Origin of the sequence: Faecalibacterium butyricigenerans (genome assembly GCF_020687345.1) — a bacterium.
GTDB classification, from domain to species: Bacteria; Bacillota; Clostridia; order Oscillospirales; family Ruminococcaceae; genus Faecalibacterium; species Faecalibacterium butyricigenerans.
On the sequence record NZ_JAJEQL010000001.1, the window covers coordinates 1 to 24,524 of the forward strand.

Here is a 24,524-nt window from a genome sequence, read left to right on the forward strand (position 1 = left end):
TGACACCAATCTTCTGCAATTCGGCGGTCTGCGCCCGGATGTCGGTGGTGTCGATGTGGACAACATAACCATCTATCAGCATCTTCCGGGCGTAGGCAGAAAAATTCCGTGTGTGCAGCAGAGCCATCTTCTGCCGGATAAGTTCCCGTTCCTCCGGCGTCACTGGAACACGCATAACAATTTTTCGGGTTCGGTTCGTCATAGTTTCACCTCGTTTCTTGGGGGTCTGGGGTACTCCCCAGCAAGCATTTCTGCCGGGAGTGGCTACACTCCCTATGCTTGCTACGTTACCTTTCCCTACTACTATGACACCACAACACCCCCGTTTTGCCCGCAAAATGCAAAAAAAATAAGAGGACGCTTTTGCATCCTCTCAATGACCGTGCATGACAATCAGACACACACGGGCTCTTTTTCCTGTTCATGGATTCGTAAGGCACCGTCAATGGCACCTTCTACGATAGGTAAGTATTCTTCCGGGCAAAGCTGCAGCTTGTGGCTGACCCTCTGACGCTCCACACTTTCTTCCCGCATGAGTTCCGGGTTGAAGTACCGCTCCACGGGCAGACCACATATTTTTATCAGCTGAATCACCACCGGCAAGCTGGGCAGCGTGCCTTCGTTTTCGATGTTCGCAAGATACCGGCTGTCACAATGTATCATGTCAGCCAGCGCACTGCGGGAAAGTTGTTTTGCCTTTCGAGCTGCCTTGACATCCGCTCCGAACATTTCAAAGCCGGGACAGTCCTCAATTTTCGCCATTCTGCATCACCCATATACATTTTATAGTTCATGAGCGATTGGCGAAATGTTGCTATGTCCGTTCTGTCTACATTTTATAATTCATAATCCGGGGCTGCGCACCTAGTTTATCAGATACCAAGCAGCTTTCAACAGTTGGTCATTACAATATTGCATGAATCAAACTCTCAGTACCTGCAATTTCTGCTTCAACAATATATTTAGTTCGTTCAATATTAGCTTTTGCAATGGAAGGTATGTCGTCTTTTATGACTGTTATCTGCTGCTCAATTCCCTCAAGATAGCTATTTAATATTTTCAAACGCTGTGAAAGCAGACTTTGCGGATCATCTAACGCATCAATAAAAAATGCGGCAATCGAGAAAATGTTGGTATCATAGTCGAAGGACAAAATTGATTGCTGTAATGTTGCCACAAATTCTTGTTTCCCTTTGTCTGTAAGCGAGTAAATCGTCTTGTCGGGCATATTTCCATCCTTTTCAACGCTGCCATAAATATATTCTTTTTTCTCTAAGACTTTTAGTGTAGCGTAGACTGTCGAATTGGCGATGTTGTACCAACGATGAACATTCATGATTTGTAGTTGCTTGATAATTTCATATGGATTGGAGAATATCGCAATGTCTTTCTGACTGAAAAAGAGTACAAGCAGCTTAATGCCGATTTCTCCGGGCTGGACAGCCTGATCGAACAGCTTTCAGCTTATATCCAGTCCACCGGCAAAAAGTACGCCGATCATGCCGCTACCCTGCGCATCTGGGCGAAACGGCAGCGGTCAGAACAGAAGCAAGCACCGGGCATCCCGGACTACACATTCAAGGAAGGAGAAAGCCTATAAAGACGATAGAAAAAATTTTGGAACAACTCCCATCCAGCATTCCCGAAAATATCGAAGATTATTATGGCGAGGACGGTCTGCTTTACTGCGGAAAATGTCACACGCCAAGGGAAGCGTTCTTTGCAAAAGGCATTGCCCTGATGGGCAAGAACAAGCACCCAATCGAATGCAGCTGCCAGCGCATCGAGAGGACAAAACAGGAAGCCCTTATCAACCAGCAAAAGCACAACAATCTTGTGCGGCGGCTAAAAGCTGAGGGGTTTTCTGACCCGGCAATGCTGGACTGGACCTTTGAAAACGACAATGGCCGCAGCCCGCAGATGCACCATGCACATCGCTATGTGGAACAGTGGCAGACCATGCGTGCAGAGAACCTTGGATTGCTTCTCTGGGGCGGTGTGGGCACCGGCAAAAGTTTCCTTGCCGGGTGCATTGCAAACGCTCTGATGGAGCAGGAGGTGCCTGTGCGTATGACGAACTTTGCCCGGATCCTGAACGAGCTGAACAACAGCTTTTCCGGGCGCAATGATATTGTGGACAAGCTCTGCCGCTATCCCCTGCTCGTCATTGACGATTTCGGCATGGAAAGAGGCACCGAGTACGCACTGGAGCAGATCTACAACATCGTGGACAGCCGATACCGCAGCCGGAAGCCGCTGATCGTCACTACCAACCTGACGCTGGACGAGATACGACACCCACAGGATACCGCTCATGCCCGCATCTATGACCGCCTGCTGGAAATGTGCGTTCCGATTTCCTGCATTGGGGTCAGTTTCCGGGAGGAGAACGCACAGGAAAAGCTGGAACGCTTAAAAAGTTTAATCGGATAGATCAGAAACATTTCTGAAGGAATCCGCAGGACGTCCTAAGTTTTGCTACAAGGAAATGGAGTTGCCTATTGAATAATTTTCATCCTATAGAAAACAATCCCACCCCTTCGGAATGCTCTACGCCCACACTCGATGAATGGAGCGCATTCGCAACCTTTCTAGCCGATGTGATCGAGAAGTACGCATCGGTCTTGGAAATAGACAACGCCGTATCCTCAACCAATAACGAAAATCGACAAGATACTGTTGATACCGCTCTTGCAGCATGATATAATATTCTTGTAATATTTGTCCCAACACAGTGGTAAGGTCTCCCCTTCCACTGTATTACATACACGGAACGAGGTGCTTAAAATGAATCGTCCAGATGACTCTCCTAAAAATTCCATCCTCATTTACACCACAGAAGATGGCCTGACCAAAATCGATACTACCTTTGACGGTGACACTGTCTGGCTTTCCATTGACCAGATGGCTGAGTTGTTCCAACGTGACAAATCCACAATTTCCCGTCACATCAAAAACATTTTTGCAGAGGGTGAGCTTGAACGAGATTCAGTTGTTGCAAAATTTGCAACAACTGCCGCAGACGGAAAGACCTATCAGGTCGAATTCTACAATCTTGACGTCATTATTTCTGTTGGTTATCGTGTCAAATCCAAACGAGGCACACAGTTCCGTATCTGGGCAACTGGCATCCTGAAGGAATATATGCGCAAGGGATTTGCGCTGGATGACGAACGCCTGAAAAATCTGGGCGGCGGTGGATATTTCAAAGAGCTGTTAGAACGCATCCGTGACATCCGTGCTTCCGAAAAAGTGTTTTATCGTCAGGTTCTGGAAATCTATGCAACCAGCATTGACTACGACCCAAAAGCAGAAATCTCCGTCCAGTTCTTCAAAAAAGTCCAGAATAAAATTCATTATGCCATCCACGGTCAAACTGCCGCCGAGGTCATTTACAACCGTGCAGATGCCGAAAAGGAATTTATGGGTCTGACTACTTTTGCAGGAAACCAGCCCACTTTACGAGAAGCTACTATTGCCAAAAACTATCTGAACGAGAAAGAGCTTCGTGCTATGGGGCAGTTGGTTTCCGGTTATCTGGATTTTGCTGAGCGTCAGGCAGAACGTGAACAGCCCATGACAATGCAGGATTGGGCAAACCACCTTGACCGTATTCTGACTATGAGCGGCGAGCAGCTGCTTGTTGGCAATGGCAGTGTGACCCACAAGCAGGCAGTGGACAAAGCTACTACCGAATATCGGAAATATAAGGCTAAAACCCTCAGTGATGTGGAGCAGGATTATCTGGATTCCATTAAGTTTCTGGAGCAGAAAGCAGACAAGAAATAACTGTTTTGTGAGGTTTTTATGTCACAGGAAAAGACAAAGGTTTACACTTACACCCGTGTTTCCACGGCCATACAGATTGATGGCTATTCACTGGATGCGCAGAAAGCTCGCATGAAAGCCTATGCAGACTTCAACGACTACCAGATCGTCGGCGAATACGAGGATGCAGGCAAATCGGGTAAATCCATTGAAGGCCGTGCTTCTTTCTGCCGGATGATGGAGGACATCAAATCCGGCAAGGATGGTGTTGCCTATGTGCTGGTGTTCAAGCTCTCCCGTTTTGGCCGCAACGCTGCCGATGTACTGTCTACCTTGCAGGTAATGCAGGATTTTGGTGTGAACCTGATTTGCGTGGAGGACGGCATTGATTCTTCTAAAGACGCTGGCAAGCTGATGATTTCCGTTTTGTCTGCTGTCGCTGAAATTGAGCGTGAGAACATCCGTGTCCAAACCATGGAAGGCCGCATCCAGAAGGCACGGGAAGGTCGCTGGAACGGCGGTTTTGCGCCTTATGGCTATCGTTTGGTTGACGGTGTGCTGCAAATCAATGAGGATGAAGCCCCTGCCATTCGCACGATTTTTGAGCAATATGTAAACACCGACACAGGTGCAAATGGTCTTTCCAAATATCTGGAGACCCACGGCTTTCAGAAACTTGCTCGTCAAAATGGCACCTCTCCCCTTTTCAGCGCAACATTGATTCGGGCCATCCTGAAGAACCCCGTCTACTGCGGAAAAATCGCCTTTGGCCGCCGCAAACTCGAAAAGATTCACGGCACCCGGAACGAATATCATCAGGTTCCACAGGAGAATTATTTGCTGGTGGACGGCCTGCACGAGGGCATCGTATCGGAAGAATTGTGGAACGCCGCACAGGTCAAGCTGTTGGCGCAGTCCAAACGATACGAACCAGTCAACCGCAGCAAAACGGAACAGGCACACTTGTTATCCGCCCTTGTCAAGTGCCCCGTTTGCGGTGCTGGAATGTACAGCAACAAATGCACCAAGCGAAAGAAAGATGGCACACCCTATAAATCTTTCTCTTACTACAGTTGCAAGCATCGCAAGATGCAACGTGGGCAAAAATGCGATTTCAACAAGCAAATTCAGGAAGAAGTTCTGGACAACGCAGTGGTGGAGGTTATCATCAAACTGGTCAGCAATCCAAAGTTTGCCGCCATGATGCAGGAGAAGATCAACAGCAAAGTAGACACCACTGCCATTGAACAGGAAATTGCCGCCGCCGAAAAAATGCTGCGGCAGTATTACTCCGTCAAGTCCAAAATCACGGAGGAGATCGACACACTTGACCCGGATGACCGCCATTACATCATCCGCAAATCTGACCTTGACGAGCGGCTTTACAGGATGTACGATAAAATCGAGGAAGCAGAAAACAACCTGATGGATGCCCGGGCAAAGAAGCAGGCTATCGAAGCGGATAAAATCACGGGCGATAACATTTACAAAGTTCTCATCTGCTTTGAAAAGCTCTACAATGTGATGAATCCCATTGAACGTAAAAAGCTGATGGAACATCTGATCTCTGAAATTCAGATCTACCCAGAGCGTCAACCCAACGGTCAGTGGCTCAAATCCATCAAATTCAGACTTCCTATCGTTGAAAAAGACATCGATCTGTGTTTGGACAACGAAAGTCATCCCGAATGTGTCATTGCACTTTCCAAGGGCGAGATCGACTCCAAAAAAGTACGTGTAGAGTTCTCTTTGGAGGGCATGGACACCTCCGGATTGCAGAAAGGTGTGACCTATCCCGAAATCAAGGCCCGTGTGTTGGAACAGACCGGGCTGAAAGTATCTTCCCTGTATATCTCGCAGGTCAAACAGAAATGCGGTCTGGAGGTACGAGAGAACCACCACAAGGCGAAGTCCGAAAATACAAAGCAGCCCAAGTGTCCGAAGGAAAAAGAGGATGCGATTGTGGAAGCATTAAAGCATTTTCAGATGATTTGATTTACAGTATGTCCGTCTGGTTTTCAGGCGGGCTTTTTCTTTTGCCGGAATATGGTGTTTCCACTTTTATCGTGGTACAATAGATGCAAGAATCATTTTTCAGGAAAAGCATCCTGCCGTCCGATTTATAGGACACCCATTGTTGTAAAATCAGGATGTCCACCTATCACAAAAAACAAGGAGCAACGTATGCCAAACGATAAGATCACCGCCGTAGGTGCCAACATTGCCGAAAAAGCCGCCATGATCTGGAACGTGGCCGATATGCTGCGCGGGCCGTTCAAGCCCCACGAGTACGGTCTGGTCATTCTGCCCATGACCGTGGTGAAACGGTTCCACGACTGTCTGCTGCCCACCCATCAGGCAGTGCTGGACACCTACGAGAAGGTGAAAAAGCTGCAGGTCATCGACGGCTTTTTGCAGAAGGCCTCCGGCTACCAGTTCTATAACACCAGCCGGTTCACCTTCGAGACCCTGCTGGCAGACCCGGACAACATTGAGTCCAACTTCCGGGATTACCTGTCCGGCTTCTCTGCCAACGCACAGGACGTGCTGGCAAAGTTCGACTTTGACAACATCATCAAGCGGATGGTGGAGAGCAATACCCTCTACCTCGTTATCAAGGAGTTCGGCTCCGAGAAGGGCTATCTTGGCCCGGACAAGATCAGCGCCGTGGACTGCGGCTATATCTTTGAGGACCTGGTGCGGCGGTTCTCCGAGAGCTTTGGCGAGGAAGCCGGAGCCCACTTCACCAGCCGGGATATCATCTATCTGATGACCGACCTGCTGCTGTCCGAAGCCGACCTCGATACCAGCAGCATGACCGTTTACGATATGGCCATGGGCACCAGCCAGATGCTGAGCTGCATGGAGGAGCGCATCCACGAGCTGAACAGCGACATTGAGGTGACATGCTTCGGGCAGGAATTCAACCCCTCCACCTTTGCCATCGCCAAGGCGGACATGATGATCCGGGGCGGCGACCCTAACAATATGCGGTTCGGTGACACTCTGTCGGAGGATCAGTTCCCCGGGTTCACCTTCCAGTACATCATCTCCAACCCGCCCTTCGGCATCGACTGGAAGCGGGAGCAGAAGGCGGTGGAAGCCGAGGCCGCCCGGGGCGAGATGGGGCGTTTTGCGCCCGGTCTGCCCAAGATCAGCGATGGTCAGCAGCTTTTTGTGCTGAACGGCCTTGCCAAGCTGGCAAACAAAGGCAAGATGGCCATTATCCAGAACGGCTCTCCCCTGTTCAGCGGCGATGCCGGCAGCGGCCCCAGCAACATCCGGCAGTATATTCTGGAAAACGACTGGCTGGACTGCATCATCCAGCTTTCCACCGATATGTTCATGAACACCGGCATCTCCACCTACATCTGGGTGCTCAGCAAGGATAAGCCCGCCCACCGTGCGGGCAAGGTACAGCTTATTGACGCCAGCCACTGCTTCGAGCCACGCCGCAAGAGCATCGGCACCAAGCGCAACGACATCACCGATGCCTGCCGGGAGCTGATTGTCACCGCCTACGGCGAGTTTGCCAACGGCAAGGTGTACGGCGACAAAAACGGCATCTACTGCGAGAGCAAGGTGTTCGAGAGCGTGGAGTTCGGCTACAACAAGATCGTTGTGGAACGCCCCCAGCGGGACGAGGCTGGCAACATCATTCTGAAGCGCGGCAAGCCTGTGCCGGACACCAGCCTGCGTGACACTGAAAACGTGCCGCTGGTGCAGGATATTGACGCCTACTTTGCCCGGGAAGTCCTGCCCTACGCCCCCGACGCATGGATCGACCACAGCAAGACCAAGGTGGGCTACGAGATCCCCATGACCCGCTATTTCTACGAGTATCAGGCACCGGAAGCCGTGGAGGATATTGTAGCACGCATCACCGCACTGGAACAGGATATCTCCGCCGGGCTGGCAGAGCTGTTCCATAAGGAGGACTGACCATGGCACGGAAAATGAAAGACAGCGGTATTGAATGGATTGGGGAGATTCCCGAGGGGTGGAGCATAGCGCGTGGAAAACATATTTTAACACTTCTGCAACGAGCAGTTTTTCCTACTGACGGCGTTATTACTTGTTTCCGTGATGGCGAAGTAACCTTGCGCAGTAATCGCAGAGAAGATGGTTTTACGGTTTCTCTCAAAGAAATTGGTTATCAAGGTATCGAGCCAGGTGATCTTGTTGTACATGGGATGGATGGATTTGCAGGCTCTATTGGCATATCAGATTCTCGCGGAAAATCCTCTCCTGTCCTTGTTGTTCTTGATTCATCACAAGACAAAAAGTACCTCATGTATTACCTAAGATCCATGGCCTACAACAATGTTTTTCTTGCTCTTTCAACTGGCATTCGCGTTCGTTCATGTGATTTGAAATGGAATAAACTGGCCGATTTACTCTATCTTGTTCCTCCGATAGTCGAACAGCACAAGCTTGTGAGCTTTCTTGATGAAAAATGTTCTGAAATTGATGCAATGCTCTCCAAAACTCGTTCCAGCATCGAGGAATACAAAAAGCTCAAGCAGGCAGTTATTACGCAGGCTGTTACCAAAGGCGTGCGTGGTGAGCGAGAGATGAAGGATAGCGGGGTTGACTATATTGGTCAAATTCCAGCTAAGTGGGTTCTTGGTAAACTCCGCAATGTTGGAGATACGCAGAACGGTATAAGTAAGAGCAGCGAATTTTTTGGAAAAGGTTTTCCATTTGTAAGTTATAGCGATGTTTATAAAAATTACTCTCTGCCTTTTGCCGTATCTGGATTAGTCGAGTCCACTCCAGAAGAACAAGAGCGATACTCTGTAAAGGAGGGAGACATTTTCTTTACCCGGACTTCCGAAACGATCGAAGAAGTTGGATTTTCTTGTGTTTGTGAAAAGGATATTCCCAATGCCACGTTTGCTGGTTTTCTCATCCGAGTACGTCCATTTTCAGACAAATTGCATACACCGTATGCAAAGTATTATTTTAGAAGCTCTCACTTACGGTTTTATCTTGTTAAGGAAATGAATCTTGTAACACGGGCTAGTCTTGGGCAGAGCCTTCTTAAATCCATGCCTGTTTTGTTGCCACCACTTGAAGAGCAAAAAGAAATTGCTGACTACCTTGACGCCAAATGCGCTGAGATTGACGGGCTGATTGCGAAAAAAGAACAGTTGGTGAAGGAAATGGAAAGCTATAAGAAAAGTTTGATTTATGAGGTTGTAACGGGAAAGAGGGAGGTGTAAAATGAACATGTTGCCTATCGTACGATTTTCTCAAAAAGAATATCTGGAAGAGCTTCAACAAGGACATTTATTCATGCGTAACATTGCCTATTATCAACAATATGATAAAACCGACACTGTTCGCTCTGACCAGTTTGATGGGAGTCTTCCTTCTTTTGAATATATTCCTCATCCTTATGAAGATAAAGTCATTCCTAGCAGTGGGCATTTTATGCGCTTCAATTCTTTCATAACGTGCTTTTTTCATTACCAGCATATCTATAATGACTTTTTAATCATTCCTCCCGCATCTGCACAAGATTTAAAGCTTCTTAACTGTAGCTATGCCCTTGTAGTTAACACCGACCGATTTATCGATGCCTTGCAATCGCACTATAATGAATCAACAACTGTATATGGTGATGTTTCTTATTTTTCCGAAAATCAACTTCGTGCAGAGTTAGCCAAATATATTCCTCCCGCACATCCTACTCATATCGACCATCTTTTTGAATTCATAAAACGTGATTCCTTCAAGAATCAGCAGGAATTTCGTGTATGCATTATGAAAGACACGCCCGCTGTGAAACTTTTTGAAGAGGGCCTTAGCAAACCTATTGCGCAACTTTCGGAGAAACACATGAGCATCCTCACCAACTCAACTTTAACCCTTGATATTGGTTCCATAAAAGATTTCTCTCAAATTATTCCTACCGATATATTATTTAATTACTCTGTCGGCATCAAATCATTAAATATTGGATATTAAAAGGAATAATTTCTCTATGGAGATTTTTCCGAAAGAAAAGAGGTAAAAATGAAACAAATAATATCCGATTCTATTCCAACACGTTTTGGCTATAAAGTTGACAAGCCTTTTATTGATCAGGTTATTTCAATTATACAAACCGCTTCTAAGCAAGCAACTTTTGAGATAAAAGTACACGCTGGTTCAGAAACCTATACTTTCGACAGCCCCGCTGAGTTTTATGATAGTGTTGTCACCATTGTCTATCGAATAAGTCAATTCACCTTATACGCATATCTTCCATCAGACTCTATCCATTCAAACACTATTACAATTCAGTTCGATAGTGATTCATTCTACTCTTTTAGAACTAATAGCATCGCTTATGATTTCAGCAATGATGAAAGAAATTATCATTATTTAAAAGAAAAGCTCACACCCTTGCTAAAGGCACAACAACTGCCTTATACCTACTTTGTTGGTCTTCCATTCCTTCCTGTTATCACATTAGTCGATGGATTTTTATTTTCAGCTTTAATTGAGCACGTTCTTCCTTTTAATTATACTGTTCTTTTTTTCTTAGTAATTATGAATCTATTTGTAGCATTCAGATCCTATTTATTTCCTAAAAATGAAATTGCATTTGGAGAAAATGTGAAACAAGATCATCGGCTTAAAAAATTCCGTAATTTCCTTTTAGTCGGTATTATTCTCACAATTATACTCAATCTGTCTTCTAATTACATATACGATTTTATAAAACAACGGTAAGGAGGTCTAACCATGCCCCTCATCACCACCGAAAAGCAGTTTGAATCGGACATTGCGGCGGCGCTGCTCTCCCCTGCCGGGGGCTACACCCGAAACGGGGATTGCTACGACCCCAAGCTGGGGCTGTTTGTGGATACCCTGATCCGCTTTGTGCAAAAGACCCAGCCCAATGAGTGGGCATTTTTTGAAAAGCAGAACACGGTAAACCCGGTGCGGAAGTTCTGCACGGCCTTTAATAATGCCTGCGATGCGGACGGACTGCTTTCGGTGCTGCGGTATGGGTTCAAGCACCGGGGACGGCGGTTCCGGGTGTGCTATTTTCAGCCGGAGTCCGCGCTGAACCAGAAGGACGCCCAGCGCTACGCCCAAAACGAGATCACCTGCAACCGGCAGTGGTTCTACTCCGACACCACCCACAACTCAGTGGACATGGTGCTGGCGGTAAACGGCATCCCGGTGTTCGCCTTTGAGCTGAAGAACCAGTTCACCGGGCAGACCGTGGAGAACGCCAAGCAGCAATGGATGCACGACCGGGACCCCCGGGAGGTGTGTTTCCAGTTCAATAAGCGCATTCTGGGCTATTTTTGCGTAGACCTGACCGAGGTCTGGATGGCCACCCGGCTGGCAGGCAAGGATACCCGCTTTCTGCCCTTCAATCAGGGCTCTAACGGTGCCGGGCGGGACGGCGGTGCAGGCAACCCGCCCAACCCCAACGGCTACCTTACCGCCTACCTCTGGGAAGAAGTGTTCCAGAAGGACAGCATGATGGACATCCTGCAAAAGTTCATGAGCCTGCAGGACGGCAAGACCCTGATCTTTCCCCGGTACCACCAGCTGGACGTGGTGCGCAAGCTGGTGGCAGATGTGCGGCAGAAGGGTGCCGGGCAGCACTATCTCATCCAGCACAGCGCCGGGTCGGGCAAGTCCAACTCCATTGCTTGGACGGCGTACCGGCTGGCTTCCCTGTTCAACACCGAGAACAAGCCGGTGTTTGCCAGCGTCATCGTGGTGACTGACCGCACCGTGCTGGACGCACAGCTGCAGGAGACCATCTCCGGCTTCGACCATACGCTGGGTGCGGTGGAGGCCATCGGCGAGGACAAAAACTCCGGCGACCTGCGGGATGCCATCAACAACGGCGCACGCATCATCATCACCACGCTGCAAAAGTTCCCGGTCATCTACACTGAGGTAAACAAGACCGCCGGGAAGAACTATGCCGTTATCATCGACGAAGCGCACTCCTCCCAGACCGGCACCTCTGCTTTGAAGCTGAAAGCCGCCCTTGCCGACACCGAGGATGCGCTGCGGGAATATGCCGAGCTGGAAGGCAAAGCGGAGGACGAGATCGACCCGGAGGATGCACTGGTGAAGGAGTTGACCTCCCACGGGCGGCACAAGAACCTGTCCTTCTTTGCCTTTACCGCCACCCCAAAAGCCGCCACGCTGGAACTGTTCGGCACCGAGTACCCGGACGGCAGTCACCACCCCTTCCACATTTACAGTATGCGGCAGGCCATTGAAGAAGGGTTCATTCTGGATGTGCTGCAAAACTACATGACCTATTCCACCTGCTTCAAGATCGCCAAGACTATCCCGGACAACCCCGACCTGCCCGCCAGCCGGGCGGCGAAGCTCATCCGTAAGTATGAAGAGCTGCACCCCTACAACATCAGCCAGAAGGCAAAGATCATTGTAGAAACCTTCCGGGAGACCACCAGCCACAAGATCGGCGGGCGGGGCAAGATGATGGTGGTCACCTCCTCCCGATTGGCAGCAGTGCGGTACTTCCACGAGGTCAAGCGCTACATTGCGGAGCAAGGCTATGACGATGTGCAGATCTTAGCGGCGTTTTCCGGTGCCGTACCGGATGGCGGTGTGGAGTACACGGAGCAGTCCCTGAACGTCCGCGCCGACGGCAGCCACATTGCGGAGAGCCAGACCAAAAAGGAGTTTCATAACAACTTCAATGTGCTCATCGTGGCAGAAAAATACCAGACAGGCTTTGACGAACCGCTGCTCCACACCATGATCGTGGACAAAAAGCTGAAGGGCGTCAAGGCAGTGCAGACCCTCTCCCGCTTAAACCGTACCTGCCCCGGCAAAACCGACACCTTTGTGCTGGATTTTGTGAACAAGGCAGAGGACATCCGGGAAGCCTTCCAGCCGTTTTATCAGGAAACCTTTCTGGAGCAGGAGGTCAACACCGACCTCATTTACAAGACCCAGAAGGAGCTGCGGAGCTTTGCGGTCTATTCCGACGCAGACGTGGAAGCCTTTGCTAAGGAGTATTTCCGCAGCACCAAGCAGGACAAAAATGCCGTGGGCCGCATGAGCAGCGTCTTGAAGCCGGTGGCAGACCGCTACAACCAGAAAACGCAGGCCGAGCGGTACCAGTTCCGCCGCCTGCTGCGCAGCCTTGTCAAGTGGTATGGCTACGTTTCACAGGTGGCGCGGATGTTCGACGAAGAGCTGCACAAGGAGAACGTATTCTGCGCTTACCTGCTCAAACTGCTGCCGCCGGACGAGGTCTCTCCGCTGGATCTGGAGGGCAAATTGCAGCTGGAGTATTACAAGCTGCAAAAGACCTTTGCCGGTGCTATTGAGCTGGAACACACAAAGGGCGTCTACGAGCCGGTCACCCAGAAGGGTGCTCTCGGCCACGACCCCAAGGAGCCGCTGGACGAGATCATTTTGAAGATCAACGAGAAGTTCAAGGGTGAGTTCACCAATGCCGACCGGGTGCTGCTTACTGCCCTGCATGACCGTCTGCTGGCCGACCCGAAGCTGGCAAAGCTGGCGCGCAGCTCCGACCCGCAGATCTTTACCGAGAGCATCTTCCCCAAGGCTTTTGATACTGCCGCACAGGACAGCTATCTCGAAGCGCAGGACACCTTCTCTTCCTTGTTTGAGGATACCAGCAAGTACAAGGCTATTATGTCAGCTCTGGCAGAGTGGCTATATGGAGAATTCCGCAAAAAGTAAAACAGTTTTCCTTTTTATTTGCTTAAAACAGCCTGCATCCACGGGATGCAGTTCAAGGGTTTGGGTGCTCCCCAACAAGTATTTTGCAAAGCAAAATAAGCAGATGTATATACGTCTGCATTGCTTGCGGGTGCTATGAAACCTTTCAACGTGCTTCCCAAATTTGAAAATCATTTTGCAATCGAGACCGTCCGTTTTCAAGTTCAACTTGAAGCGGGCGGTTATTTTTCTGCAAAAAAATTTTCGAGTTTGCAACCGCAGCAAGCAGGGCGAGTTGGTGCCAACTCACAAGTTTTGAATCAGATTTTTCAAATCCGACTTCAAAAACGATTGTTGGGCTTCGCCAAAACCCGATATTCAGCACATAAACTGTGCCGACTGCGTATCTTAACAGACGCTGAATAAGCAAATTTCTTGGAGAAAAATTCGTTTTTGGAAAATCGTCGTTGATTCATTCAATATTGCGCAAAACCGGAACTATTACTTCCGGTTTTTCCTTGGGATTCTCCTAAAATCCACTGAAAACCGGAAGGAATGCTTCCTAAAAATTTCTGCTTCATTATGATATGCTTTCTACAAGCCTTCATCGAACCTTGAGAACCGAATGACCGTCTGCATGGAATACGAACAGCAGGAACGTGACCTACTCGACCGTCGGGGACTACCAGTTCCCGAACCTGACCCTGAACCAGCCCCGGAAGCCGCTGGGCAAGTACGGCAGGCTGCGCCGGACGTACTTGAAAGACCATCGCCCGGTGCTGTACAACACGATGCTCCTGTCGGGGAGCCTGTACCCAACTCTGTCCGAACTGGAGCAGACCGCAGTAGCGATGAAGGAGCAGATGATGACCGAACTGCTGGCGAAGAACCCGGCCCCGGACAAAGAGCAGAATCAGATGGCGTGGGTGCAGCACATGAACAGCCTGAAAGCGCAGGCCGAGGAACTGGTACTGACGGAGCTGATTTACAGCTAAGTTTTCTGGATGTTGCCATCCCTACGGAAGCCCAGCAAATTGAAAAAATCGACCAAGCGGAGAGCGAAAAAACGCCCTCCGCTTTTGTTTTGTCGCAGGCTGAAATTGAAAAAGAACTGCGGTGGCACGGTTCAGGATTTATGGGCGGTAAACAGCGCATTATGGCACTGTACCAGACCCAGCCTGACCGCAGCCTCCGTGCCAAAGCGTTGGCAAAGGAGTACGGCATCGGTGGGCACTCCCACAATTTTCTGGACGGCAGCAGCGGCTTTGTCAACCACGACTGGAAGGGGCTGGAATTTGACCATTACCCTGAGCACCAGAAAATCACCCTGAAATGGGCACAGGTGGAACAGTATATCGACCTGATGATCCAGTCCGACCGCTACCTGACCGACAAGGAAAAGGAGCATTACACGCCCCCTGCGCCTGTCAGCGTAAAGCCAGATGGTGCCCTGACCCGCGCCCAAAATCTGATTCTGGAGTTTTGTCAGGAAGAATACGATTCCGAGCCAGACTTTTCTGACCTGTCCAAGATCGGCGTTGCCTACACCAACGCCACCGATGAGGAGATTCCCATTCAAGTTAATGTGGATTTGGTGGGATACCGTGTGGAGCGGTATCTGGGCGAGGTGCTGATCGACGAGCGGCGTACGAAAGTCTGGAAGAACTGACCGAAACCGAGCTGGAGGCTCTGGATTTCTCCGAACTCGTCAGCGTTACGGACGAAGAACTGGAGCACTACCACAGCAAAGCAGAGGAACGCCCGGCACTGTTGCCGTTGGATGCCGCCTCCGAGTACAACGCCCTGAAGGAGCAGCACCCGGATGCGCTGGTAGGTTTTGAACAGGGCGGTCAGTTTGAGTTTTACGGCGAGGATGCCCGGAAGATCTGCGAACTTGTAGGTGGAAAGCTGCTGGAAAAGGAAACGGAATTGGGCACCGTCCCGGTCACCGGCTTCCCTAGCGACCAGTGGGCGCACCGTGCCAAGCAACTGTGGCAGTGTGGCGAAAATATTTACCTTGCTGGGCTGAACGAGGACGGCACTCATCACCAGACGAAGTATCTGCGCCGGAAGGACTATCTGCCGCTGGGTGCTACCATCCACATGGAGGGGCGAGCCTTCCGGGTGGATAATTCCACTGCCTTGGATGGGACCCGGAAGTTCAAAAATTTCTGGCTTTCCACCTTTGCAGTACAGCGGTTGAGCGATCTAATCTGCTTGGAACATCAGCTCTCCACCATCGAGTACAAGCCTTATCGGGAACGGCAGAAGCGCATCGTTTACCCGCCGAGAGAAAGCAACCGTGACCGCCTGTGCGGAATCATCGACACCATCCTTGCAGAGCAGCCGAAGGACTTTGAAGTTTTTCTTCAAAAGCTGATACAGCAGGGCTACGAGGTGAAGCGTGGCAAGCACACGGCGGTGAAGGGCAAGGGGCAGAAGCGTTTTATCCGTTTCCGCACTCTGGGCACCGGCTATGGCGAGGACGAGATCAAGGCAGTGCTGGAGGGAAAGGCAAAGCACAAGCCGTACCAGAAGAAACCACCGCAGGAGCAATCGTTCCAGCTTCTAGTAGATATTCAAGGGAAAATGACAGAGGGCAAGAGTGTCGGCTACAAAAAGTGGGCGAACAAGTTCAACCTGAAAGAGATGTCCAAGACCCTGCTGTTTTTACAGGAACAGAAGATCAGCAGTGCCGAGGAACTGCGAGAACGTGCAGCGGCGGCAACGGAACACTATCATGCCATGGGCGATTCCATCAAGGCAGCAGAAGCAAGGCTGACGGAAATTGCCGTGCTGAAAACCCACATCATCAACTATGCCAAGACCCGTGAGGTCTATGATGCCTACCGCAAGTCAGGGTACAGTAAAAAGTTTTTGGAAACCCACCGGGAGGAAATCACCCTGCACAAGGCGGCGAAAGCGGCCTTTGACGAGGCGGGACTACAAAAATTGCCGAAGGTCAAGGAGTTGGATGCGGAGTTTGCAGAACTATTGACCCAAATCATCAAAATGCTTTCTCAACATAGCAGCATTAGAATTCTTTTTAACAAGAGCAATATTCAATAAAAATGCCAAGACATCATACAATATAGAGCCAACACTCAAAAGGACTGAGCCTGACTCATTGGGAAGAAAGCCGATCACAAACGAAAGTATACACAGTCCCCATACCCAGTAATTCAATTTTTCAGCTGTGTTATAACATTCACGGGCCGCATACTGTATTTTTAATTGAAGTTCTTGATTTTGTCTAACTTGAATTTCTTTGCTACTCATTCTTTGCCTTTCCGCACTTTATAGAGTGTGTATTCAATCAAAGATAAATCCTGCTTTAAAAATTCATATGCGTCAAAGTTATTATAGTAGGCTATCACGTACTTTCCATGGCAATCCCTAAGATGTTTCTGAGAACCGCAGAGGCACTTAAAATGACCTCTATATGGCTTCGTGGCTATATAACGCATAAGATAATATGTTTTAGTCAAATCTGTCTCATTTAGCTTTTCTCCATAGTAATCGAGCAGGCCGATTATTCCATGGACTCTTTCTCCAAATGGAAACACTCCATAGCGTTTGAAATACTCATATGAAAAAAAGTAAGTTTCTACATAATTAAGCATCCATTCAGACAATGTCATGCCATTCAAGAATTTCAGTTTTATTACAGTATCAATTTCAAGACACAAGCCTCCATCTTTATAACGATGTGGATACGAAGAATCAATCTGATTACCTGCATCAATAACATATGGTACTTGATTTGACTCAATCGGAATAATAATTGTTATTGAATAGTCCTTATTAAGTCGAACGTCATTCCACTCTCTGTTTATCTCAATATTTCCAGAAAGTTTAATTTGCGAAGCTTCAACTGTCACAACTTTTAATTCTTTATAACACTGCAAAAGGCTTTGGACTTGTTGCAGCGCAACTGCTTGAGAAAAAATCATATTTTACAGTATGGCTAGGAGCCGATTCTTTAATAATCAGTCTGGGAGCTTCTGTCGTCATATATTTTTCCCCTAATGCCGCAGTAACAGCTTTTGAGCCAAACCCATTATCAAGAGTAGTTCTAAAATGTTTATCATCCTGCTGCAACGAATCAATCAAATCACTTGTTACAACTTTTATCCACATAAAAAAGGTTTTAGGAATTCGAGGGTTTTCATTCCACCTATTCGCTAAGTTATCCTCAGGATTTGCTGGATTTGCAATATACCAAACCCCATTATTATGTGAGATTACATTTCTGGCTCCGTATAATGCTACGAATTCTTTTTGATTCTTCGCCAGATGCTGTGCGTAAATCTCAAGTTCTTTAAGGACATACTCTAATAATTCAAAAACAGAACATTCTGGATTGTATGCTTTAGAAATTTCTGTAACCAAAACATTTATGATTGCAGAAATCGGTTTAATATCATCGCCACCCGGCAGTTTATCGTAGTATACATTTCGATGATATTTCAGAAGTTGAATAACCCGTTGAAGTGCCGATCTGTCTAGTGCATGTGGGATTTCCTCAACAGAAGCGTAGAATCTCGAATGTCTTTTGAACAATTCATTCCTGTAATTATTTCGTCCCGCCTCCAAAAACGGTTTGTTAATTTCATCAAATCACTGTCGAAAACCTCTAGGGTTATTAGTAATCCATGTGTAATTATGGTTTCCATTATGTTTTGGAATTGCAACAGCTGTATTTATCAAATTCGGGTAAGAGCTTTTAGCCAAAAGCGACTGTTTTTTCTCCTCACTCTCATCTGTTGCAGGAACAATATCAATTGTAAAGCCGATCTTTCCCACATCAGCATACTCGATTGTGAAGCACTCATCCCAAATTTCTAGTTTTCCTTCATATATTCCACTGGCTTTTAGTGCGTCAAGAAGAATTTTTCTTAATTCACTAGGCGTGTGACTACTCCTGTCGCCTTTGATCTGACAGATAAAGTCCAAATCATAATTCGCATCCGTGCTCTTGCTAGTCGGTCTAACTACAGTTCCAAATGCGAAAGAACCCTGCGGATACATTTCTGCCTCTATTCCATAGCTTTCAAGATAAGCCGTGATTGCCTTATACTTTTCAACTGCATTAGAGTACATCGTAGGCGAGATGTCTAATTCTGAAATTATTGATAGAATATCCTGCTGGCGTTCAAGTACATTTGGCATAAAAGGCCTCCTTATAGCCTTACAGTTCTAGCACTCGTCGTGTCAGAGTGCTACTTTCATTTAACAATATATCACCATTCAGGTGCTTTGTCAAATTCCAAAATATTCTTTACAATTCGTTAATATTTTTAGGCTGTGCGTTTATCTTTAAGTTGATTGTTAATTTTTTCTCGCAATCCTTACTTGACAGAAAAAGGGTGCCACTTTGCAAGCCAGCAAAGTGGCACCCTTTTTCAATCTCCAAATCCATGAACAGATATCACTGTTCCTAAATACTCTTCTAAATCACCGTTCAAGATCAAATCTGCATAGCCCAGTGGGTCATTGTAGATGAGATAATCCAACTCCGACCTCTGTGCCATAGTCACATCCAGTGCATTCTCGACCCCGGTGCAGTCGATGGAGATCATTCTCCCATCCCGGAGCAGCAGCTCCACGCACCCGGTGTCCATGTTGAAATGGCAAGCTCTTGCATCGTACTTCATGTTCGTTTCCTCCTGAAATCATGTCGTAGCTTATGTCGGTCAATCTATGATTTCGGATTTCATCTTCCACGGACACCTGCGTTAAATTTTCCGAAGAAAACAAATAATCCGAACCCATCTCCTATCGGAAACAAGTTCGGATTATTTTTGTTTGGTCCGAGTGGCGAGAATCGAACTCACGGCCTCTTGAACCCCATTCAAGCGCGCTACCAAAACTGCGCTACACCCGGATATTTGTTGTGGCTCATCGCTCACAGCTCCATTAGTATACCCGTTGCAGGCCGTTTTGTCAAGCACTTTTTGCAATTTTCTTCAATTTTTTCTGGATTTTTCGCTCATGCTTCGGAAGCATTCGATGTTGCGTCCATTTCTCCGCCTGACGCAGCCAGTGCCACCGCAAAGACGCTGTGTGCGCCTGCATCCAAGAGGGCCTGCGCACAGGCTGCGGCTGTCGCACCGGTAGTGATGACGTCATCCACCAGCAGCACCCGCTTCCCTTCCACAAGCTCCGGCTCCTGCGCACGAAACGCGCCTGCCACATTCACCAGACGTTCCTCCAGCGAAAGCCCGGCCTGATGGCGTCCGGCCCGGGCGCGGCAGAGCGCCTTCGGCAGCAGCGGAAGCCCCAGTGCATGAGACAGCGGCCGGGCCATCCGTTCCGGCACGTTGTAGCCGCGCCGACGGCTGCTGGCAGGCACCGGGATGATGCAGTCATACCCGACCGCAGCGCCCGCCACAGGGCCGGGCACCGGCTCGGCAAAGTGCATCTCGACCTTTGCGCCGAACAGCCGGGCTGTCATCTCCAGGCCCAGCTCCACCGCCGTCCAGCTCTCCCCCTCGTATTTGGCGCGGAGGATAGCGTCCCGGACGACGCCCTCATACCGGTAGGGCGCGGCGGCCCCTTCCAGCCTGCCCAGATAGTGGCTGGCCCGGGCCAGCCGCATAGTCGGGCTACGGCGCAGCTCCTCCAGACGGGTCATACACGCCTCACAGCGCAGCAGCGTCCCCAATACCTCGCGGCAGTAGGGACACCGCCGCGGGAGAAGCAGTTGGCGCACCTGACGGCCCAGCCGCGCGGGGCGGCTGTAATAGCCCGGCATCAATCCTTCTTGACCGCGACGATGATGCGCACCTTCTTGCCGGCGGCGCAGCCGAAGTTGTCGTACCAGCCGGTGAGGTAGTAGTCATCGGAGTTCACCGAGGTGAGCTTGGTGTAGTAATACTGGCCCTTGTACCACAGATAGACCTGCGCGTCGTCGGCCATCTCGAACCGCTCCCCATTGGAGGAGAGGACGCTGGCTGCGCCCACCTTGTCGATCTTCATGGGCATCAGCTGCACCATGTTGCGGACTGAGCCGGTGGTCTCCTGACAGACCGCAATGCCGCCTGCCAGAACCGGATACTTGATGGGGGTGCTCAGGCTGACCTGCTGGCCGCCGACGTAGCCGATGTAGGTCGCGCCGCTGCCGATGAAGTTGAAGATCTGACTGAAGGGCGTGCCCGTGATCTGGGCGATCTGCTGGAAGCCGAGGCTCAGCAGGGCACCGGTATTGCTGGTGAGGCGCTCCCACGCCGTGCTGAGGATGTCGCCGGAGATGACGCCCCAGAGGATCTCGGTGGTGGTGGGCACCATGATGCTCTTCACCTGACCGACGACCGCATCGGTGTCGATGGTGCCGTCGCCCGGCTCAGCCTTGATGGCGCTGAGGAGGGTGCTGTAGTTGGTAGCAACATTTTTCACGTCATCCAACACACCGTAATACCACAGGTCACCGGTAACGTCGTTCAGGATGAGCTTATCGATCTGGCCCTGCGGATTGGTGGTATAGTAGCGGACATCGGAAGCATCTAACTTTACCCCCGATAGGCGGCTGGGACGAACCGTCCCAGCCACACCCCCTGTACTCGTATCCAGTATCTGCACGTCGTCTGCAAGGGCCATATCGCCCAGTGCGGTGGCGTTCTCGTTCACGACGCCATTGACGGAGCACTCCGAGATCTTCTCCACGCTCTCGCCGTCGGCGTTGACCTTCACCTCCACCAGCCAGCCGGTGGGAAAGTTCAGACTTTTGTCCACATTCACGGTGCGGGCGATGCCATCCGTGCACATGACCTTGACGGTCTGGAGCACATCGGCGCTGTTGTCCTCGTCGATGAGGTTGCGGGAAGCCGACTGCACCACGCCGTAAAAGACCTCATCGGCCTCCTCGCCGGTGACGATGCCTGCGGCCACATTGTTCATACCCAGCAGCAGCGTCACGATCTGGCCCACGCCGCCGCCGTTGAGGGAAGACACCTGCGAAGCGATGGCCGTGCTGCCCAGCGTATAGGAGGTGCCTGCCACCGTGATGGACGTGGGCGCACTGGCCGAGGGCGACACCTCGGTGATGCGGCCTGCGGCGCGGCGGGTGTAGACCCACAGGGTCTTGAGGCTCTCGCTGTAGTAATAGACGTCGTACTTGTTCAGCTCGGCAGAGTCGGACACCTTATCGTTGCGGTAGACGCTGGCGGGCACGAAGGGCAGCACCGTGCTCTCCGAGGCGACAAAGGGACCCTGCAGGCTGCTGAGCAGGACGGTGGAGCCGTCCACCTGACCGTCGCTCACCGTAAAGCCCAGCGTCGTGCCGTAGGCCGAGCCGCTGGCGTTGTTGGCGGTGAGGGCGTTGTAGAGCAGGATGGCGCAGTCCTCGTAGTTCATCGCCTCGCCCTGACGACGGTCAAGACCGCTGCGCAGGCCGATCTCGCTGGCCTTGTTGAGCTGGGCGTTAGGGAACGCGCCGCTCAGGTCGGTCATCTTATAGCCCATCAGCTTGAGGACGGCAGTGCAGGCTTCTTCCAGCGTGACGGCGTTGTCCGGGCGGAAGCTGCCGTCGGTGTAGCCGTTCATCCAGCCCTGCTGCACTGCGATGCGGACATAGGGTGCCCATGCCGAGGTGCCGGGCAGGTCGGTGTAAAGGGTGCCCACGGCCCCCTGAGAGGAGACGCTCTCCCGGAAGGTGGAGTAGGATGTGAGCATCTTGGCGAATGCGCCGCGGGTCACGGCTGCGTTCAGAGCGCCGGACTGGTCCGCATCCATAGCACCCAGCGTGATGGCAAACTGGACGGCGGTGTTATTGCCCGCAGCCGACGCCGGCGCAGCCAGCATCGACACCGCGATGCTGAGCGCCAGCAGAAATGCGAGAAGACGTTTTTTCATGGTGGTTACTCCTTGTATCGCAATTTTTAGAAATAGTGCCTATCAAAATAGCATATTTGCGATATGCAGTTTGCGGATGTTGCTTGTGCATTAAAAGCGCAAACTGCTATAGAAATCAGCGCGAAGCCTCTCCCTTTGGGAGAGGTGGCGAGCGAATGCGAGACGGAGAGGGCAAGCCGCCTGACCAAGGCAAGCATCCTTGCCCTCTCAGTCACCTTCGGTGACAGTTCTCCCAAAGGGAGAGCCTTTCGCATTCCGGGGAGATCAATCATACCGCAGCGCGTCGATGGGGTTGAGCCGCGCTGCACGCTTTGCGGGCAGATAGCCGAACAGCACACCGATGAACACCGAGATGCCGAAGGCCGCCGCGATGGAGTTGAAGGACGGGCTGACCGTGACGTCCATGCCGTCGGTGAACATGGGAAGCACCTGATTGGCGATGGCCGACACGATATAGCCGAGGATGATGCCCAGCGTGCCGCCGAGGGCCGAAGTGGTGGCTGCCTCGGTGACGAACTGGGCCAGAATGGTCCTTTCCTTCGCGCCCATCGCCTTGCGGATGCCGATCTCGCGGGTGCGCTCGGTGACAGACACCAGCATGATGTTCATGATGCCGATGCCGCCCACCAGCAGCGAGATGCTGGCGATGCCGGTGAGGATGACGATGACCATGTTGATCATCTTGTTCATCTCTTCCAGCCACTCGCTGGCGCTGTAGACATAGTAGGCACTGTCGCTCTTGAAGATGTCATACAGCCCCTGCTCCACCGCAGCCTTGGCCTCGTTGGCCCGACTCTCGTCCACCATGATGGCGGAGTAGGAGTCCGGCGAGCTTTCGTTGGAAAGGCGCATGGCCGTGGTGTAGGGCAGATAGACGGCATCGTCGTCGCTGCCCTCCTGCTGGTCGGGATTGGAGATCTTGGCCTTCAGCACGCCCACGATGCGGAACTTGTACGCGCCGAGCTTGATGGTCTGGCCCACCGCATTGCCGCCGTAGGCCGTACGGTTGATGTAATCGCCGATGACGCAGATCTGCTTGTTGTCTGCGATGTCCATATACTGGATGTTCCGGCCCTTGGCGAGGGTGTAGCCCTTCGACTCGATGTAGTTCTCATCCACGCCGTACACCGTACCGTAACGGTAGCGCGTCGTGCCCACCTTGGGGGTGTTGTCGCTGAAATCCAGCTCCGGTGAGATGGAGGAAAGCAGTTCGGGGTTCTTTTTGACGATGTTGTACAGATCATCCACCGTCGCAGTGCGGGAACCATAGCCCCATATCTGGATGGAGAGGGTGCTGGTGCCCATTGCGGAAAAGCTGTCCCGCATACTTCTGGTCATGCCGTTGCCCAGACCGACGATGACGATGACCGCCATAACGCCGATGATGATGCCCAGCATGGTCAGGAAGGTGCGCAGCTTATTGCTCCAGACGTTTTGCAGCGCCTGGCGGAAAGTCTCAAGGATCATTTGGTTGCCTCCTGTGCCGGTTCGGCGGACATGGTGGGCTGCACGATGGCCTCGGGCGCGTGGGCGTCACCGTCATACACCACCTGTCCGTCCTCCAGACGGATGATTCGCTCCGCCTGCACGGCGATGGAATTGTCGTGGGTGATGAGCACCACAGTATGGCCCTCTTTATGGAGCTGCTGAAGCATCCCGATGACCTCGCGGCCGGTGTGGGAGTCCAGAGCACCGGTCGGCTCGTCGGCAAGGATGACCGCCGGGTTGCGCACCAGAGCACGGGCGATGGAAACGCGCTGCTGCTGGCCGCCGGAGAGCTGGTTGGGCAGGTTCTTGAGCTTGTCGCCCAGTCCCACCTTTTCCAGCACATCCTTGGCCAGCTTGTGGCGCTCGGCGCGGGAGATGTTGGCGTAGACCAGCGGCACCTCCACGTTTTCCAGAAGGTTCAGCCGGGGCAGAAGGTTGTACTGCTGGAAGATGAAGCCCAGCATCTCGTTGCGGACATCCGCCAGCTCGTCCCGGTTCATCTTGCCCACGTCCCGGCCATTGAGCCGGTAGACGCCGTGGGTGGGCACATCCAGACAGCCGATGATGTTCATGCAGGTAGACTTGCCCGAGCCGGACTGGCCCACGATGGCCACGAACTCCCCCTTCTCGATCTTCATCGAGATGTGGTCGGCAGCCTTCACCAGCGTGTCGCCCATCTGATAATACTTACACACCTGATCAAATTCGATAAGAGCGCTCATGGGCCA

General features: G+C 50.9%; 24 protein-coding genes, 1 tRNA gene and 1 pseudogene. 12 read left to right on the forward strand and 14 right to left on the reverse strand.

The genetic code is table 11. The features are described from left to right. From LKD23_RS00005 to LKD23_RS00015, 3 genes are all read right to left on the reverse strand, one after another. On the reverse strand, nucleotides 1-202 hold a 202-nt coding region (locus LKD23_RS00005), incomplete at its 3' end, for a plasmid mobilization protein (protein ID WP_431834213.1). Nucleotides 203-393: 191 nt separating this feature from the next. Continuing rightward, nucleotides 394-762, reverse strand: coding sequence for a helix-turn-helix transcriptional regulator (locus tag LKD23_RS00010; protein WP_227619764.1), 369 nt, complete (start codon nucleotides 760-762; stop codon nucleotides 394-396). 142 nt (nucleotides 763-904) lie between these two features. Further along, nucleotides 905-1,336 (reverse strand): PadR family transcriptional regulator, encoded by a 432-nt coding sequence (locus LKD23_RS00015; protein WP_255667979.1) that lies wholly within the window; start codon nucleotides 1,334-1,336, stop codon nucleotides 905-907. A gap of 9 nt (nucleotides 1,337-1,345) precedes the next feature. On the opposite strand from LKD23_RS00015, the gene LKD23_RS00020 reads away from it, so the two are divergent. The 9 genes from LKD23_RS00020 (at nucleotide 1,346) to LKD23_RS00060 (ending at nucleotide 13,476) form a co-directional block, all read left to right on the forward strand. After that, nucleotides 1,346-1,600, forward strand: a complete 255-nt coding sequence (locus tag LKD23_RS00020; protein WP_227619765.1) for a hypothetical protein — start codon at nucleotides 1,346-1,348, stop codon at nucleotides 1,598-1,600. Further along, nucleotides 1,597-2,433 (forward strand): ATP-binding protein, encoded by an 837-nt coding sequence (locus LKD23_RS00025; RefSeq protein WP_227619951.1) that lies wholly within the window; start codon nucleotides 1,597-1,599, stop codon nucleotides 2,431-2,433. The genes LKD23_RS00020 and LKD23_RS00025 overlap by 4 nt, the downstream gene beginning before the upstream one ends. A gap of 354 nt (nucleotides 2,434-2,787) precedes the next feature. After that, nucleotides 2,788-3,789, forward strand: coding sequence for a virulence RhuM family protein (locus tag LKD23_RS00030; protein ID WP_156068147.1), 1,002 nt, complete (start codon nucleotides 2,788-2,790; stop codon nucleotides 3,787-3,789). Between the two features lie 18 nt (nucleotides 3,790-3,807). Then, nucleotides 3,808-5,763, forward strand: coding sequence for a recombinase family protein (locus tag LKD23_RS00035; protein WP_349138502.1), 1,956 nt, complete (start codon nucleotides 3,808-3,810; stop codon nucleotides 5,761-5,763). 189 nt (nucleotides 5,764-5,952) lie between these two features. Beyond that, on the forward strand, nucleotides 5,953-7,710 hold the full coding sequence (locus LKD23_RS00040) for a type I restriction-modification system subunit M (protein ID WP_227619766.1): 1,758 nt from the start codon (nucleotides 5,953-5,955) through the stop codon (nucleotides 7,708-7,710). Nucleotides 7,711-7,712: 2 nt separating this feature from the next. Further along, entirely contained in the window at nucleotides 7,713-8,993 is a 1,281-nt protein-coding gene (locus LKD23_RS00045; protein ID WP_227619767.1) for a restriction endonuclease subunit S, read from the forward strand. 1 nt (nucleotide 8,994) lies between these two features. Beyond that, a complete protein-coding gene (locus LKD23_RS00050; protein ID WP_227619768.1) occupies nucleotides 8,995-9,741 on the forward strand; it encodes a hypothetical protein in 747 nt (248 codons plus the stop codon). A gap of 48 nt (nucleotides 9,742-9,789) precedes the next feature. Then, nucleotides 9,790-10,491, forward strand: coding sequence for a hypothetical protein (locus LKD23_RS00055; protein WP_227619769.1), 702 nt, complete (start codon nucleotides 9,790-9,792; stop codon nucleotides 10,489-10,491). Nucleotides 10,492-10,503: 12 nt separating this feature from the next. After that, nucleotides 10,504-13,476, forward strand: coding sequence for a type I restriction endonuclease subunit R (locus tag LKD23_RS00060; RefSeq protein ID WP_227619770.1), 2,973 nt, complete (start codon nucleotides 10,504-10,506; stop codon nucleotides 13,474-13,476). Nucleotides 13,477-13,621: 145 nt separating this feature from the next. Here the strand turns inward: LKD23_RS00060 and LKD23_RS00065 are convergent, their stop codons facing one another. Then, the gene (locus LKD23_RS00065) at nucleotides 13,622-13,885 is read right to left on the reverse strand and encodes a hypothetical protein (protein ID WP_227619771.1); all 264 of its coding nucleotides are present in this window, start codon (nucleotides 13,883-13,885) and stop codon (nucleotides 13,622-13,624) included. Nucleotides 13,886-14,114: 229 nt separating this feature from the next. Between LKD23_RS00065 and LKD23_RS00070 the strand changes: the two genes are divergently transcribed. From LKD23_RS00070 to LKD23_RS00080, 3 genes and pseudogenes are all read left to right on the forward strand, one after another. Continuing rightward, the gene (locus tag LKD23_RS00070; RefSeq protein WP_227619772.1) at nucleotides 14,115-14,450 is read left to right on the forward strand and encodes a TnpV protein; all 336 of its coding nucleotides are present in this window, start codon (nucleotides 14,115-14,117) and stop codon (nucleotides 14,448-14,450) included. Nucleotides 14,451-14,590: 140 nt separating this feature from the next. Beyond that, a complete protein-coding gene (locus tag LKD23_RS00075) occupies nucleotides 14,591-15,124 on the forward strand; it encodes a hypothetical protein (protein WP_227619773.1) in 534 nt (177 codons plus the stop codon). A gap of 101 nt (nucleotides 15,125-15,225) precedes the next feature. Further along, nucleotides 15,226-16,453 (forward strand): annotated as a pseudogene (locus tag LKD23_RS00080) (MutS N-terminal domain-containing protein); the annotation flags it as partial. Here LKD23_RS00080 and LKD23_RS12920 read toward each other — a convergent pair. The 10 genes from LKD23_RS12920 to LKD23_RS00130 all read right to left on the reverse strand — a co-directional run bounded on the left by LKD23_RS12920 (nucleotide 16,447) and on the right by LKD23_RS00130 (nucleotide 24,518). Further along, complete coding sequence (locus LKD23_RS12920; protein ID WP_227619775.1) at nucleotides 16,447-16,734, reverse strand: S-4TM family putative pore-forming effector; 288 nt, start codon at nucleotides 16,732-16,734, stop codon at nucleotides 16,447-16,449. The pseudogene LKD23_RS00080 and the gene LKD23_RS12920 sit on opposite strands and share 7 nt — an antisense overlap. Continuing rightward, complete coding sequence (locus tag LKD23_RS00090; protein WP_227619776.1) at nucleotides 16,731-17,408, reverse strand: hypothetical protein; 678 nt, start codon at nucleotides 17,406-17,408, stop codon at nucleotides 16,731-16,733. The genes LKD23_RS12920 and LKD23_RS00090 overlap by 4 nt, the downstream gene beginning before the upstream one ends. Then, complete coding sequence (locus LKD23_RS00095; RefSeq protein ID WP_227619777.1) at nucleotides 17,350-18,018, reverse strand: hypothetical protein; 669 nt, start codon at nucleotides 18,016-18,018, stop codon at nucleotides 17,350-17,352. The genes LKD23_RS00090 and LKD23_RS00095 overlap by 59 nt, the downstream gene beginning before the upstream one ends. Before the next feature lie 57 nt (nucleotides 18,019-18,075). Further along, on the reverse strand, nucleotides 18,076-18,627 hold the full coding sequence (locus LKD23_RS00100) for a nucleotidyltransferase domain-containing protein (RefSeq protein WP_227619778.1): 552 nt from the start codon (nucleotides 18,625-18,627) through the stop codon (nucleotides 18,076-18,078). A gap of 233 nt (nucleotides 18,628-18,860) precedes the next feature. Beyond that, nucleotides 18,861-19,112 carry a DUF6061 family protein gene (locus tag LKD23_RS00105; protein WP_178625852.1) on the reverse strand — a complete coding sequence of 84 codons (252 nt, stop codon included), beginning with the start codon at nucleotides 19,110-19,112 and terminating at the stop codon, nucleotides 18,861-18,863. A 152-nt stretch (nucleotides 19,113-19,264) separates the two neighbouring features. After that, nucleotides 19,265-19,342 (reverse strand) — tRNA-Pro (locus LKD23_RS00110). A gap of 105 nt (nucleotides 19,343-19,447) precedes the next feature. Further along, a complete protein-coding gene (locus LKD23_RS00115) occupies nucleotides 19,448-20,212 on the reverse strand; it encodes a ComF family protein (protein WP_227619779.1) in 765 nt (254 codons plus the stop codon). Beyond that, nucleotides 20,212-22,308, reverse strand: a complete 2,097-nt coding sequence (locus LKD23_RS00120; protein WP_227619780.1) for an S-layer homology domain-containing protein — start codon at nucleotides 22,306-22,308, stop codon at nucleotides 20,212-20,214. Before LKD23_RS00120 ends, LKD23_RS00115 begins: the two co-directional genes overlap by 1 nt. A gap of 264 nt (nucleotides 22,309-22,572) precedes the next feature. Continuing rightward, nucleotides 22,573-23,775 (reverse strand): ABC transporter permease, encoded by a 1,203-nt coding sequence (locus tag LKD23_RS00125; protein ID WP_227619781.1) that lies wholly within the window; start codon nucleotides 23,773-23,775, stop codon nucleotides 22,573-22,575. After that, nucleotides 23,772-24,518: an ABC transporter ATP-binding protein gene (locus LKD23_RS00130; RefSeq protein WP_227619782.1), complete on the reverse strand. Its 747-nt coding sequence runs from the start codon at nucleotides 24,516-24,518 to the stop codon at nucleotides 23,772-23,774. Before LKD23_RS00130 ends, LKD23_RS00125 begins: the two co-directional genes overlap by 4 nt. Nucleotides 24,519-24,524 lie beyond the last annotated feature (6 nt).

Excerpts from the sequence above, each read along its gene's own strand:
- LKD23_RS00010 (WP_227619764.1), bottom strand. The coding sequence starts at position 762 with ATGGCGAAAATTGAGGACTGTCCCGGCTTTGAAATGTTCGGAGCGGAT.
- LKD23_RS00015 (WP_255667979.1), bottom strand. The coding sequence starts at position 1,336 with ATGAATGTTCATCGTTGGTACAACATCGCCAATTCGACAGTCTACGCT.
- LKD23_RS00030 (WP_156068147.1), top strand. The coding sequence starts at position 2,788 with ATGAATCGTCCAGATGACTCTCCTAAAAATTCCATCCTCATTTACACC.
- LKD23_RS00035 (WP_349138502.1), top strand. The coding sequence starts at position 3,808 with ATGTCACAGGAAAAGACAAAGGTTTACACTTACACCCGTGTTTCCACG.
- LKD23_RS00040 (WP_227619766.1), top strand. The coding sequence starts at position 5,953 with ATGCCAAACGATAAGATCACCGCCGTAGGTGCCAACATTGCCGAAAAA.
- LKD23_RS00045 (WP_227619767.1), top strand. The coding sequence starts at position 7,713 with ATGGCACGGAAAATGAAAGACAGCGGTATTGAATGGATTGGGGAGATT.
- LKD23_RS00050 (WP_227619768.1), top strand. The coding sequence starts at position 8,995 with ATGAACATGTTGCCTATCGTACGATTTTCTCAAAAAGAATATCTGGAA.
- LKD23_RS00055 (WP_227619769.1), top strand. The coding sequence starts at position 9,790 with ATGAAACAAATAATATCCGATTCTATTCCAACACGTTTTGGCTATAAA.
- LKD23_RS00060 (WP_227619770.1), top strand. The coding sequence starts at position 10,504 with ATGCCCCTCATCACCACCGAAAAGCAGTTTGAATCGGACATTGCGGCG.
- LKD23_RS00075 (WP_227619773.1), top strand. The coding sequence starts at position 14,591 with ATGGGCGGTAAACAGCGCATTATGGCACTGTACCAGACCCAGCCTGAC.
- LKD23_RS12920 (WP_227619775.1), bottom strand. The coding sequence starts at position 16,734 with ATGAGTAGCAAAGAAATTCAAGTTAGACAAAATCAAGAACTTCAATTA.
- LKD23_RS00090 (WP_227619776.1), bottom strand. The coding sequence starts at position 17,408 with ATGATTTTTTCTCAAGCAGTTGCGCTGCAACAAGTCCAAAGCCTTTTG.
- LKD23_RS00100 (WP_227619778.1), bottom strand. The coding sequence starts at position 18,627 with ATGCCAAATGTACTTGAACGCCAGCAGGATATTCTATCAATAATTTCA.
- LKD23_RS00105 (WP_178625852.1), bottom strand. The coding sequence starts at position 19,112 with ATGAAGTACGATGCAAGAGCTTGCCATTTCAACATGGACACCGGGTGC.
- LKD23_RS00115 (WP_227619779.1), bottom strand. The coding sequence starts at position 20,212 with ATGCCGGGCTATTACAGCCGCCCCGCGCGGCTGGGCCGTCAGGTGCGC.
- LKD23_RS00120 (WP_227619780.1), bottom strand. The coding sequence starts at position 22,308 with ATGAAAAAACGTCTTCTCGCATTTCTGCTGGCGCTCAGCATCGCGGTG.
- LKD23_RS00125 (WP_227619781.1), bottom strand. The coding sequence starts at position 23,775 with ATGATCCTTGAGACTTTCCGCCAGGCGCTGCAAAACGTCTGGAGCAAT.
- LKD23_RS00130 (WP_227619782.1), bottom strand. The coding sequence starts at position 24,518 with ATGAGCGCTCTTATCGAATTTGATCAGGTGTGTAAGTATTATCAGATG.